General features: G+C 63.3%; 11 protein-coding genes, 1 tRNA gene and 1 pseudogene. 4 read left to right on the top strand and 9 right to left on the bottom strand.

Translation table 11 applies throughout. From position 1 onward, the window contains the following. Window positions 1-161: 161 nt before the first annotated feature. Entirely contained in the window at window positions 162-1,427 is a 1,266-nt protein-coding gene (locus tag PJW05_RS12080; protein WP_271411933.1) for an OprD family porin, read from the top strand. A gap of 421 nt (window positions 1,428-1,848) precedes the next feature. Here the strand turns inward: PJW05_RS12080 and yjiA are convergent, their stop codons facing one another. The 6 genes from yjiA to PJW05_RS12050 all read right to left on the bottom strand — a co-directional run bounded on the left by yjiA (window position 1,849) and on the right by PJW05_RS12050 (window position 7,489). Next, window positions 1,849-2,823, bottom strand: coding sequence for a GTPase (yjiA, locus tag PJW05_RS12075; protein ID WP_271411932.1), 975 nt, complete (start codon window positions 2,821-2,823; stop codon window positions 1,849-1,851). Window positions 2,824-2,952: 129 nt separating this feature from the next. Then, window positions 2,953-3,156 carry a YbdD/YjiX family protein gene (locus PJW05_RS12070; RefSeq protein WP_271411931.1) on the bottom strand — a complete coding sequence of 68 codons (204 nt, stop codon included), beginning with the start codon at window positions 3,154-3,156 and terminating at the stop codon, window positions 2,953-2,955. A 13-nt stretch (window positions 3,157-3,169) separates the two neighbouring features. Beyond that, a complete protein-coding gene (locus PJW05_RS12065) occupies window positions 3,170-5,227 on the bottom strand; it encodes a carbon starvation CstA family protein (RefSeq protein WP_271411930.1) in 2,058 nt (685 codons plus the stop codon). 281 nt (window positions 5,228-5,508) lie between these two features. Continuing rightward, a complete protein-coding gene (locus tag PJW05_RS12060; RefSeq protein ID WP_271411929.1) occupies window positions 5,509-6,126 on the bottom strand; it encodes a LysE family translocator in 618 nt (205 codons plus the stop codon). Between the two features lie 98 nt (window positions 6,127-6,224). Continuing rightward, the gene (locus PJW05_RS12055; protein WP_271411928.1) at window positions 6,225-6,803 is read right to left on the bottom strand and encodes a hypothetical protein; all 579 of its coding nucleotides are present in this window, start codon (window positions 6,801-6,803) and stop codon (window positions 6,225-6,227) included. 494 nt (window positions 6,804-7,297) lie between these two features. Then, window positions 7,298-7,489 carry a hypothetical protein gene (locus tag PJW05_RS12050; RefSeq protein ID WP_271411927.1) on the bottom strand — a complete coding sequence of 64 codons (192 nt, stop codon included), beginning with the start codon at window positions 7,487-7,489 and terminating at the stop codon, window positions 7,298-7,300. Between the two features lie 349 nt (window positions 7,490-7,838). On the opposite strand from PJW05_RS12050, the gene PJW05_RS12045 reads away from it, so the two are divergent. Beyond that, window positions 7,839-8,132 carry a hypothetical protein gene (locus PJW05_RS12045; protein WP_271411926.1) on the top strand — a complete coding sequence of 98 codons (294 nt, stop codon included), beginning with the start codon at window positions 7,839-7,841 and terminating at the stop codon, window positions 8,130-8,132. Window positions 8,133-8,516: 384 nt separating this feature from the next. Here PJW05_RS12045 and PJW05_RS12040 read toward each other — a convergent pair whose 3' ends face one another. Next, window positions 8,517-9,446, bottom strand: a complete 930-nt coding sequence (locus PJW05_RS12040) for a malate dehydrogenase (protein WP_271411925.1) — start codon at window positions 9,444-9,446, stop codon at window positions 8,517-8,519. Window positions 9,447-9,982: 536 nt separating this feature from the next. Here PJW05_RS12040 and PJW05_RS12035 point away from each other — a divergent pair. After that, a pseudogene (locus tag PJW05_RS12035) lies at window positions 9,983-10,108 on the top strand (phage integrase); the annotation flags it as partial. Here the strand turns inward: PJW05_RS12035 and PJW05_RS12030 are convergent. Then, window positions 10,091-10,750 carry a PIN domain-containing protein gene (locus PJW05_RS12030; RefSeq protein ID WP_271411924.1) on the bottom strand — a complete coding sequence of 220 codons (660 nt, stop codon included), beginning with the start codon at window positions 10,748-10,750 and terminating at the stop codon, window positions 10,091-10,093. The pseudogene PJW05_RS12035 and the gene PJW05_RS12030 overlap by 18 nt on opposite strands. Window positions 10,751-10,918: 168 nt before the next feature. After that, window positions 10,919-11,008: transfer RNA gene (locus PJW05_RS12025), tRNA-Ser, on the bottom strand. A gap of 270 nt (window positions 11,009-11,278) precedes the next feature. Between PJW05_RS12025 and PJW05_RS12020 the strand changes: the two genes are divergently transcribed. After that, window positions 11,279-11,968, top strand: a complete 690-nt coding sequence (locus PJW05_RS12020; RefSeq protein ID WP_271411923.1) for a crotonase/enoyl-CoA hydratase family protein — start codon at window positions 11,279-11,281, stop codon at window positions 11,966-11,968. Window positions 11,969-12,013: the final 45 nt, after the last annotated feature.

The following is a 12,013-nucleotide window of genomic DNA, read 5'->3' as shown; positions in this document are numbered from 1 at the left end:
TCGCAGGGCAGCCCAGGGTGAACTCAGTAGTTCTACGTACCCCGGATAGGTAGTACAGCGCATATCAATGGGCGGCTCGCCCGTGAATAGTTGCGCGGTTGCGCGGTAGCCGTACCCCGGCCCGCCAGACATCCGCTTCCACAATAACAAGAGTTTCTAAAATGCCCCGACAAACCCGTCTCTGTTCTTCCCTGCTTCTGCTGACCGGCACCGCCATTGGCGCTGCCACTCCCGCCCAGGCCGAGTTCATCAAGGACAGCAAGGCCAGCCTGGAGCTGCGCAACTTCTACTTCAACCGCGACTTCCGCCAGGAAGGCGCCACCCAGTCCAAGGCCGAGGAATGGGCCCAAGGCTTCCTCCTGCGTTACGAATCCGGCTTCACCGAAGGCACCGTCGGCGTCGGCGTGGACGCCCTCGGCCTGCTCGGCGTCAAACTCGACTCCAGCCCCGACCGCTCTGGTTCCGGCCTGCTCAAGCGCGACCGCGAAACCGGCCAGGCCCAGGACGAATACGGCGAACTCGGCCTCACCGCCAAGCTGCGCGCCTCCAAGAGCACGCTGCGGGTCGGCACCCTGCTGCCCAAGCTGCCGGTCGTCCAGTACAACGACTCGCGCCTGCTGCCGCAGACCTTCCAGGGCGGCCACCTGAACTCCATGGAGCTCGCCGGCCTGACCTTCGACGCCGGCCAGCTCAAGCAGGTCAACCAGCGCGACTCCTCCGACAACGAGGACATGACCGTCGCCACCGGCGGCGCCCGCGGCATCACCTTCCGCAAAGGCACCACCAGCGACGAGTTCAACTTCGCTGGCGCCACCTACAAGTGGACCGACAGCCTCAGCACCGGCTACCACTACGGCGAGCTGGAAGACTTCTACAAGCAGCACTACTTCAGCGCCGTGCACCTGCTGCCGCTGGGTGACAAGCAGTCCTTCAAGACTGACCTGCGCTTCGCCCGCTCCACCGACGACGGTTCCAGCAATGTCGACAACAAGGCCTTCGGCGCCATGTTCACCTACGCCCTGGGCGGCCATGCCTTTGGCCTCGGTTACCAGAGCATGAGCGGCGACACCGGCTTCGCCTACATCAACGGCAGCGACCCCTTCCTGGTCAACTACGTGCAGATCGGCGACTTCGCCAACAAGGACGAGAAATCCTGGCAGGCCCGCTACGACTACAACTTCGCCAGCCTCGGCATCCCCGGCCTGACCTTCATGACCCGCTACCTGACCGGCGACAACGTCGACCGTGGCGCGGCGCTCTCCGATGGCAAGGAGTGGGAGCGCAACACCGACATCGCCTACGTCTTCCAGGACGGTCCGCTGAAGAACTTCGGCGTCAAGTGGCGCAATGCCTCGGTACGCTCCAACTTCGCCAACGACATCGACGAGAACCGCCTGATCCTCAGCTACGCCCTGCCGCTCTGGTAAGCCGCTCCTAACGAACAAGCCCGCCACTCGGCGTAATGCTGTTCACTTAAGCGCGCATGACTCGCTCCCCTCTCCCATTTATGGGAGAGGGGCTGGGGGAGAGGGTTGAAATCCCTGCGAAACAGTCGTTTCCCCCCTCTCCCTAACCCTCTCCCCAAAGGGGCGAGGGGACTGATCGAGTCCCGTTACTTCTTATGTGAACAGCATTACGCCACTCGGCGGGCTTTTCTTTTTGCAGCATGCGCGATTCGCAGGCCTCACGTTGTGGGAGCGAATTCATTCGCGATTGCAGAACGCAGTTCTGCCCCGAGGACCATAGGAGCGCTTCGCGCTCCTTTCGCGAATGAATTCGCTCTACCGGTTCGCCCGGTCCTGGTTCGTAGGAGTCCATATACATCCTGCGGATTGCCGTTTAGCGGCCTCAGGCCTGCGCAGCGTCGAACCCCGCGCGGATCTTCTCTTCGGGCAGTTGATCGCCGATGAACACCATCACGCTCTCCCGCGCCTCACCTTCCTGCCACTCGGTGTCCCAGTCGAACCCGTAAAGCCGCAGCACGCCCTGGAACACCAGACGACGGGGTTCGCCGTCGACGCAGAGCACGCCCTTGTACCGCAGCAGGGAATTGCCGTGTTCTTCCAGCAGCCCCTCCATGAAGGCGCTCAGCCTTTCCATGTCCAGCGGGCGCTCGCTCTTCAGCACCAGGGTGCCGATGCGGTCGGGTGTTCCGGCCGGCGCCAGCGGGCGCAGGGTCAACGCCGGGCCGACGTCCGCGTTGAGGTTGAAGCCACGCACATCCAGCAGCTCGGCCAGGTCGATGCGGCCGTGGTCCACCACGCGAATCGGCGCGCGGCGGTTGATGCGCGCAAGGCGTTGGCAGAGGGCGTCGAACTGCGCCTCGTCCACCAGGTCGCGCTTGCTCACCAGAAGGCGGTCGGCAAAGCCTACCTGGGCCTGGGCCATGGTTTCCTGCAGATGACGCTCGGCGTTTACCGCATCTACCAGAGTGATGATGCCGTCCAGCACATAGCGCGCGCAGAGTTCATCGTCGGCGAAGAAGGTCTGCGCCACCGGGGCCGGATCGGCCAGGCCGGTGCATTCGATCACCAGGCGGTCGAAGGCCAGCTCGCCGGCGTCCAGGCGCTCCAGCAGCAGGAACAGTGCCTTCTCCAGTTCCACATGGATGGAGCAGCAGACGCAGCCGTTTGCCAGGGTCATGACCTGCACCGGCTCATCGCCGAGCAACTGGCCATCGATGGGGGTTTCGCTGAACTCGTTCTCGATCACCGCGATCTTCAGGCCGTGCTCGGCCTTGAGGATGTGTTTCAGCAGGGTGGTCTTGCCGGCACCGAGAAAACCGCTGAGCACAGTGACCGGAATGGGGAAATGGGCAGACATCGGAAAGTCCTCAGGATCAGGAGTGGCCTGTCAGCCGCCTCCCTGTAGGAGCGAATTCATTCGCGATAACGGACGCGGAAACAAGAGCGCCACGCAGGGCGTGGCGCTCAGGTTACCGCATCGACGGGTTCAGCAGCAGCGTACGGGGCGACCCTTGCCGCCGCCATAGCGGGCGTCCTGCCGCTCGCGGAAGAACTCGTCGTAACTCATCACCGGCTTGTCCGGGTGCTTGCTGCGCATGTGCTCGACATAGGTGTCGTAGTCGGGCATGCCCACCAGCATGCGGGCGGCCTGCCCGAGGTACTTCCCCATGCGGCTCAGGTCATTGAACATGCGCGCGGTCTCCTCAAGCGTCCGGAACAGGCTGGAAAGGCGATTCCCTGTCGGTTCGCTCGGACTTCATCCAGGCGCCTCGGCCCACCTTGATGGCGAAGAACAGGATGCTCAGCACCACGAAGAGGAACAGCACGGTCAGGGTCGCGTTGGTGTAGGCGTTGAAGATCACATGCTGCATCTGTGCCATGTCCTTGGCCGGGGCCAGGACCTGGCCGGCGGCGGCGGCATCGCTGTACTTCTTCGCCAGGGCGAGGAAGCCGACGGCCGGGTTCGGGTCGAGCAGCTTGATCAGACCTGCGGTGGTGGTGCAGATCAGCAGCCACACGGCCGGCACCAGGGTGACCCAGACATAGCGCTGGCGCTTCATCTTGATCAGCACCACGCATCCCAGCATCAGGGCGATGCCCGCCAGCATCTGGTTGGAGATGCCGAACAACGGCCACAGGGTGTTGATGCCACCCAACGGGTCGATCACGCCCTGGTACAGCAACCAGCCCCACATGGCCACGCAGCCGGCGGTGGCGATGACGTTGGCGCTCCAGGACTCGGTCTTCTTCAGGGCCGGGACGAAGTTGCCCAGCAGGTCCTGCAGCATGAAGCGCCCGGCACGGGTACCGGCGTCCACCGCGGTGAGGATGAACAGCGCCTCGAAGAGGATCGCGAAGTGGTACCAGAAGGCCATGGTGTTCTCACCCGGCAGCACCTGGTGGAGGATCTGCGCGATGCCCACGGCCAGGGTCGGCGCGCCGCCGGCACGGGCCAGGATGCTGTGCTCGCCGATATCGGTGGCGGTCTGCTGCAGCACGTCCGGCGTGATGGCGAAGCCCCAGCTGCTGACGGTGGCGGCAACGGCGTTGACGTCGCTGCCCACCAGCGCGGCCGGGCTGTTCATGGCGAAGTACACGCCCGGCTCGATCACCGAGGCGGCGACCATGGCCATGATGGCGACGAAGGACTCCATCAGCATGCCGCCGTAGCCGATGTAGCGGGCGTGGGTTTCGTTGGCCAGCAGCTTGGGCGTGGTGCCGGAGCTGATCAGCGCGTGGAAGCCGGACACCGCGCCGCAGGCGATGGTGATGAACAGGAAGGGGAACAGGGCGCCCTTCCACACCGGGCCAGTGCCGTCGACGAACTGGGTCAGGGCCGGCATCTTCAGCTCCGGAGCGATGACCAGGATGCCGATGGCCAGGCCAACGATGGTGCCGATCTTGAGGAAGGTGGAAAGGTAGTCGCGCGGGGCGAGGATCAGCCAGACCGGCAGCACCGCCGCCACGAAGCCGTAGCCGATCAGCATCCAGGTGATCTGCACGCCGGTGAAGGTGAAGGCCGGGCCCCAGACCGGGTCGGCCGCCACGACGCCGCCGAGCCAGATGGAGGCCAGCAGCAGCACCACGCCGATGACGGAAATCTCGCCGATACGGCCAGGGCGGATGTAGCGCATGTAGACGCCCATGAACACCGCAATCGGGATGGTCGCCATCACCGTGAACATGCCCCAGGGGCTCTCGGCCAGGGCCTTGACCACGATCAGCGCCAGCACCGCAAGGATGATGATCATGATCAGGAAGCAACCGAACAGGGCGATGGTGCCCGGAATCCGGCCCATCTCCTCGCGGACCATGTCACCCAGCGAGCGCCCATTACGGCGGGTCGAGAGGAACAGCACCATGAAGTCCTGCACCGCACCGGCCAGAACCACACCGGCGATCAGCCACAGGGTGCCGGGCAGGTAGCCCATCTGCGCGGCGAGCACCGGGCCTACCAGCGGGCCGGCGCCGGCGATGGCGGCAAAATGGTGACCGAAGAGGATGTGTTTGTTGGTCGGGACGTAGTCCAGGCCGTCGTTGTTCAACACCGCAGGGGTGGCACGGCTGGGGTCCAGTTGCATCACCTTGTTGGCGATGAACAGGCTGTAGTAGCGGTAGGCAATGAGGTAGATCGCGGTTGCAGCAGTAACGATCCAGAGCGCGTTGATGGCCTCGCCACGGCGTAGCGCCACGGTACCGAGCGCGAAAGCGCCCAATACGGCAACAGCGAACCAGGCAATTCGGGTAGCCAGTTGGGTCATTGAATTGTCTCCTGCCGCTGGGGATTACCTGCGGCACTTTTGTTGTTGTCGATACCCCGGATAAGGGCAGCCGACACTATCGGCGCCTGACGCGCGAAGAGACATTCGCAAAACCACGAGAAGGAGCTACGTATTACTACGCAGCCGGCGGATGGGGGGCTGACAGCCGGGCGAACAGCGGTAGGAGAACTCATTCGCGAAGGGCAGCACAGCCGCCCCATGGGAGCCTTGAAGGCAGGCCTCCGGCCTGCATGTGCGAATGGGAGTCGGGGCCGCCCGATTCAGCGACTGAGCAGCAGGCGCCCGCCCAGCCCCAACAGGAACACCCCCATCAAGGTCTCGAACACCGCCTTGAAACGCAGGATGCCGCCGCGCACCGCCGAACTGGAGAAGAGGACCGCCATGCCGCAGTACCAGAGGCAGGACACGGTGGCGGCGATGACGACGATGGCCGCGTAGAACCAGCCCGGCGCGTGGGCCGGGACCATCACCGCGAAAATGCTGCCGTAGAAGGCCAGGGCCTTGGGGTTGGTCATGCTCACCAGATAGCCCTTGCGTGCCGCTGCGAAGATGCCGGACTCGAGCTGCCCGGGCGTTGCCGCCGGCGGCTTGTGCGCCCCCAGGATCATCCGCCCGCCGAGCCAGATCAGGTAGGCGGCGCCCAGCAGCTTGATCCCGACATACAGCCACTCCATCTGGGACAGGATCAGCCCCAGCCCGGCCACCGCCAGCAGAACCCAGGTGACGGAGGCGGCGGCCAGCCCCAAGCCGGTGGCCACGCCAGCGCGGCGAGACCGCAGGGTCGCGGTGGAAGTGACGATGGCGAAGTTGGGGCCAGGGCTGACGACGCTCAGCACCAGCACCCCGGAAATGGCCAGCAACGCACCGATAGGGTCCACGGCAACCTCCTGTTGTATGGGGCGGGAAGATGCCGGCGAGTATATCCGCATGCCGGGCGAGCGCACCCCTCTCCGCGGAGGGAGAGGGGTTATCACCATCAAGGCGTGAGGGGCATGTCCTCCATCGGGGGTTCATCGTCCTGCGGGTCGACAACGCGGTTGCCACGCGGAATGCCGGCAGCGAACCAACTGGCATTGGCGGCATTGCGGATCAACAGCACAGGGCTTTCGCACGGAACGGGTGGAGCCGGCGAGAGTTGGTCGTCGATCACGAAATCCCCCTCCTCGTTCAACGGCACGCCGAGCAGGTCGCTGCTGCTTTCGCTGAAAGGCGCCACGGCGCCGCAGAACAGGGTGGCGAACACTGACTGTCCGGTGGCACGGCCGATATTGTTGCCACCACCGAGTATCAGGCCGCGCCCCTTCGCCTTGATGTCACCGGCCTGGCTCACTTTCGCCTCGAACGTGCGGATCAGCCAGATCTGCCCCGGCGGCTGCACGCCGCGCACGATATTGCGATTGACCACCGTGGCAATGGCTTCGGTGCCTTGGCCGCTGGACAACGGCAGCACGCCAATGCCGCCCTTGAAGCGCACCAGGCTGTCGTCGGCCAGCGCCGTGGACACCCATGCGCCAGCCAGCAGCACGGGAATGGAAAACGCCAGTGTTCTGTTCATGTCCGTACCTCCTGTCAGGCACCCGTCGCCGAGGGGACGAGTGGTCGCTGAACGGAGAAAGACGCAGGCCAGAAACCGGTCGCGCAGGCGATGGCCGGAAGGCCCATGGGGCGCTCCGGGTTGGATGGGTCACCGAACTGCCGCTGGCCAGGATGGTTGGCCGGGCGAACCGCCTTTCTCCTCCGGTGGCGTGAGGGCCCTCGGGGCCCCGACCGTCCGTCAGAGTTGGCACGAGCGCGAACAGCGGGATGGCGGGGGTGCTTGAACTCTGGAAGTACCGCAGCGGCCATTATAGGCCTCCGCCCCGCCGCCTCCCTTCCGTCCGTCCCCTGCCCTCGTCCTGGCGATACCCCTCGTCGGGACAGGCGTCCCTCGACTCGCCACCGGCCACTTCGGCCCCCAGCAGGGTCATCAGAAACACCCAGAGACAGGCGCCCGCCAGCGGCCAGCGATGGCTCCGGCGAAACCGCCGGCCAGGTGGGAAAGATGCGCGACTATTCATGGGCACAGCTCCCGTCGGCGATCACCCCGGTGGTGGCGACATAGGTGTTATACGAAAGGTTACGTCCCCTCACGAAGAAGCCCAGGCCTTCCATCGGCCGATAACCACCCTTCAGCCCCCGGATGGCACGAGCCTTGGAGTACAGGGATGACGCCTGATCGATGTCGTTGTGGGCCGACCCCATCGGGCCACCCCCGAGCGCGCGGCCGTCGCTGAGGAGGCGCCCTGAGCACGAGAAGCAGCACAGCGCACGCGGCATTGCCAGGGGCAGCGCGGACGCCTATAGTCCGGCCCGCCACGGTCAATCCCGTGGCCGACCTTGGCCGGTCGCATCAACGAAAGGCGCAACAGCGTTCTATCTCTCGCCATGGGCAACTTTCCGTCCGTGGCGCGAGCTATGGCAGCTGTGCGTGGGACACCTTCGGGTGTGCCGGGTGCCTTTCGTCCCGGTCGGCCAACCCGCGTACAGCTGCCACCTTACCTTCGCTTGGCCGCGAAGCGTGGCGGCTCCTCTTAACGAAAGGAGTTTCACCATGCACAAGGACACCCCGCACCTCATCCCCCTGACCGGCAACGCCGGCAAGACCGCCGTGCTGCTGCTCGATGGCAACTGTTCCTATGACGACCTGCAGGATTGCGCCGACGTGCGCCTGCACGCCGCGAAGCACTTGCTGCGCGGCCTGTCCCTCATGGAGTCATCGGATGCCGGCGGCCGAGACCTGCAGCACGTCGCCCATGCAGCCGCGCTGCTGCTGGAAGACGCCTGCGACCTGCTGGCCGCAGCCCGACAAGCTGCGCGCAGGGGCTTCCCACCAGCACTCTCGTAGCGTGCGGCGGTCGACCCTCCAGCCGGTACGGCGCCGTCGACAGGCGCCAGCTCATCGTCTGCCACTGCGCGCATCGGCCAGCCACACCCGCACTTCGCTCACGGAGAACGACCGGACGGCCAAAAGCTACGCTGTGGGTGACCCGTTCTTGCGGGCTTGGTCGCGATCTGCGTGCCCATTGTGATTTCGATCCATCTGGCATGGCGGCAGAGTTACGACGCGACCATGTCGCATGTGGCTTCTATCGCTAAACGCGTGCTTCGGCGTACCGACGCCACGACCGATCAGGTGTTCGCCATCTATGGCGAACTGGAAGCCGCGAAGGCTTCGGACCCGTGTTCCGACGAAAACCTTCGCCTGAAGGGACAGACCCTGCCTACCCGCTCATAGAGCATTCATTTCAGCGATATCACGCACCACCTGATCTGCGGAACGGTCGAACATCGCCTGCTCCTGCGCATCCAGAGGCAACTCGATCACCCGCACAACCCCCTCCTCTGCCAGCACGCAGGGGACACCCATGGCAATACCTGTTCGCCCGTACTCGCCCTCGAGAATCACCACCGCCGGCAAAATGCGGTTTCGCCCATTGGCGATGGCATCCACCATCTGCGCAATTGCCACGCCCGGCGCGTCGCAGGCGCTCCCCAGCTTCTTCAAACCGAGGATCTCGCCGCCACCCTTACGGGTGCGTTCCACGATCCGCTCGATCTGCTCACTGGACAGGAAGTGCGACAGCGGCACCGAACCCACCGCACAGTACCGCATCAGCGGCACCATGCTATCGCCATGCCCGCCCAGCACCAGCGCCGTGATATCCCGAGCAGAAAACCCTGTCTCCTCGGCAATGAAACACTTCATCCGTGCCGTATCCAGCACCCCGGCCTGCCCGAACACCCTGTCGCGTCCCAGCCCACTGAGACTCCAGGCCCGATAGGTCAGCACGTCGACCGGGTTCGACACCACCAACACCGTCGCCGCCGGCGCATGACGATTAACATCCTGCATGATGCTGTCGAGAATCGGCAGGTTGATGCTCAATACATCCTGGCGCGACTGGCCAGGCTTGCGGGGCACACCCGCGGTAATCACCACCAGGTCAGAGTCCTTCAGCAGTTCGCCATTGGACCCGCCGTGAACCCGGGTATCAGAACCTGACTCAACTGCCGCCTGCCAGACGTCCAGCGCCTTGCCCTGCGCCAACTCACCCTGCACATCAATCAACACCAACTCACGACAGAACTCTTCCCGGGCAATGATCTGAGCTGCCGCCTCACCCACCATACCGACGCCCACAATCGATAGCTTGTTCACCTCACACCTCCCGCGGCGCGCACCACCAGCAACACGCCCGCCTTTGCAGAGAAGTATTACCCGCCAAGGCAAAAAGGCCACCCGAAGGTGGCCGACGCCGATGGACCGTCCGGGCCCCAGTACATCTCGCCTGCCGGCGCTTGCTGGGGGAATCAGGACCGGTGTGGTCGCCGAAGATAGCGGGGGCGCCCTGGAGGCAAGCATTCAGAGCCAAGGCTTGCTGCAGAACGTGGTGGTGTTCGAGGCCATTGACGGCTTCTACGATGTCACGGTTGTGGGTTGTTATCTCTGCCGGTCGCATCGCTAATGCTCTTCGGTTGCCAACAGAAGCCATTCTTCTGGTTACAAAACTTGGCTCGATTCACTCACCCACACAGTATTTCAATTTCAGTGGTAGATCGTCCTGCCTCAGGAGCTACAAGGAAAAGCGTCGAACGACGTCATTGAGTCCTGCCGGCAACCTGGACAGCTCCGTGCTCGCATGCGAAGTCTGGCTGGCATTGGATGCCGAGCGACTGGAAATGGGGTAGAACCCGAACATCCTGACGCTGCAGAAAATCCTGGGGCATACGTCGCTGGCCATGACGATGCGGCATGCGCACCTATCGCCGGATCATCTGCAGTATGCGCTGAAGCTGAACCCTCTATGCGCTCTTGGGTAGTTTGTAAGAGACTTTCGCTCCAGCCTCTTCTACATAGCCGCGCTGCCTCAGCACCTGGTAGATGCTTTCAATCTCTTCGATTGTCTGCTTACCCAGCTTGGCGCGAATGGTGTTGAGCAACGTCTTGATGGTCCGTGGCCGGGAAGCCTTGCGACCGACCAGGTCAGCGATCACTAGGTTAATGTCCGACTCCTTGACGGCCTTCGCTGTTTTCGCCGGAGGCGTCTTTACGGGCTCCAGCTTGGGAGGTGGGGGAGGAACGATCTTGGGCGGAGAGAAGCAAGGCATGCCTTCGATGGTCTCGGAGCGATTCGCGAAAACGCCCTTGCCCTTGAGATGCTTGATCAGCGGATCGAAGCCCTTGTCTCGCGAAATGATGTGGAAGAACGCGTCCGGTTCTTCGACCACCAGTTGGCCCATGTAGAAGGCAACGTGAAAGTCGAGAGCGTTCTGGCCTGGTGTATCCAACTGGATGTAGCCCGCACGATCACCGAAACGCTGGATGGCCACTGCAAGCTCAGTGGGAAGCTTGGTGTTGTTGGGGCCGAGGAAGACCCGGATCTTGAAGTGGGGCTGCTGCAGAAGCTCCAGGGACTGGACCTGGACGTTTTCGTAGTCGATGAGGACGTAATTCGTGCGCATCCTGGACGGCTCTGTCTTCCATGGCGATGGGTCATTCTTGTCCAGGACCGGACCAGGCTGGAAGTGGCCGAATCGACAGCTTCGACACTTTTTCGACACCCGCTTTTTCGCAGGCAAAGAAAAAGCCCCTGATCTCGTTAGAAATCAGGGGCTTATCTATACGGAAAGTGGCGGTGAGGGAGGGATTCGAACCCTCGATACGGTTTCCCGTATACACACTTTCCAGGCGTGCTCCTTCAACCGCTCGGACACCTCACCGGAATCTCTTCGAGGCGTTGGCCCCGTCGAGGTGCGCTAATTTAGTGGAGTGTTTTCCGGAATGCAAACACTTTTTTCATAAATTTCATGCGTTTATGAAAATATCTTTCGCCTGCCCTTTTCCCCTTCCACTGTCAAGTGGCCAACAGGGCCTCTAGCCAGGCGCGGGAGGGGTGCGGCTGGCGACTGACTCGTCGGTCAGTCTCAATCCTTTACCTCCACGACGACGCTGAGTAACGTCGGTCCACTTCTATAACAAGGACCCCCGCCATGAGTGAGCTGATCTCCTACCAACTCGAAGACGGCATCGCCACCCTGACCCTCAGCAACGGCAAGGTGAATGCCATCTCCCCGGATGTGATCGCCGCCTTCAACGCCGCGATGGATCGCGCCGAGCAGGACCGCGCCATCGTGATCATCACCGGCCAACCGGGCATTCTCTCCGGCGGCTATGACCTGAAAGTGATGACCTCCGGCCCGCAGAACGCGATCGCCCTGGTCGCCGCCGGCTCCACACTGGCTCGCCGCATGCTGGCGCACCCCTACCCCATCATCGTTGCCTGCCCGGGCCATGCGGTGGCCAAGGGTGCATTCATTCTGCTGTCCGCGGACTATCGCATCGGCGTCGAGGGCCCGTTCAACATTGGTCTGAATGAAGTGCAGATTGGCATGACCATGCACCACGTCGGCATCGAACTGGCCCGTGACCGCCTGCGCAAGTCCGCCTTCCACCGTTCGGTGATCAATGGCGAGATGTTCGATCCACAAGGCGCGCTGGACGCCGGCTTCCTCGACAAGGTGGTGCCTGTCGAGCAACTGCAGGAAACCGCCCGTGCTGCCGCCCTGCAACTGAAGAAGATCAACATGACCGCCCACCGCAACACCAAGCTCAAGGTGCGCAAGGCGCTTCTGGAAACGCTGGACACAGCCATCGAGCAGGACAAACAGCACCTGGTCTGAAGTTCGCACACAAAGTAAGCCCCGCGTTGCGGGGCTCGCTCGTTG

Source organism: Pseudomonas sp. Q1-7 (assembly GCF_028010285.1).
GTDB lineage: Bacteria > Pseudomonadota > Gammaproteobacteria > Pseudomonadales > Pseudomonadaceae > Metapseudomonas.
This window is presented reverse-complemented; position numbering and strand designations above follow the sequence as displayed.

Coding starts and splice junctions, on each gene's coding strand:
- PJW05_RS12020 (WP_271411923.1), top strand. CDS start 11,279: ATGAGTGAGCTGATCTCCTACCAACTCGAAGACGGCATCGCCACCCTG.
- PJW05_RS12045 (WP_271411926.1), top strand. CDS start 7,839: ATGCACAAGGACACCCCGCACCTCATCCCCCTGACCGGCAACGCCGGC.
- PJW05_RS12070 (WP_271411931.1), bottom strand. CDS start 3,156: ATGTTCAATGACCTGAGCCGCATGGGGAAGTACCTCGGGCAGGCCGCC.
- yjiA (WP_271411932.1), bottom strand. CDS start 2,823: ATGTCTGCCCATTTCCCCATTCCGGTCACTGTGCTCAGCGGTTTTCTC.
- PJW05_RS12030 (WP_271411924.1), bottom strand. CDS start 10,750: ATGCGCACGAATTACGTCCTCATCGACTACGAAAACGTCCAGGTCCAG.
- PJW05_RS12055 (WP_271411928.1), bottom strand. CDS start 6,803: ATGAACAGAACACTGGCGTTTTCCATTCCCGTGCTGCTGGCTGGCGCA.
- PJW05_RS12050 (WP_271411927.1), bottom strand. CDS start 7,489: ATGGGGTCGGCCCACAACGACATCGATCAGGCGTCATCCCTGTACTCC.
- PJW05_RS12080 (WP_271411933.1), top strand. CDS start 162: ATGCCCCGACAAACCCGTCTCTGTTCTTCCCTGCTTCTGCTGACCGGC.
- PJW05_RS12065 (WP_271411930.1), bottom strand. CDS start 5,227: ATGACCCAACTGGCTACCCGAATTGCCTGGTTCGCTGTTGCCGTATTG.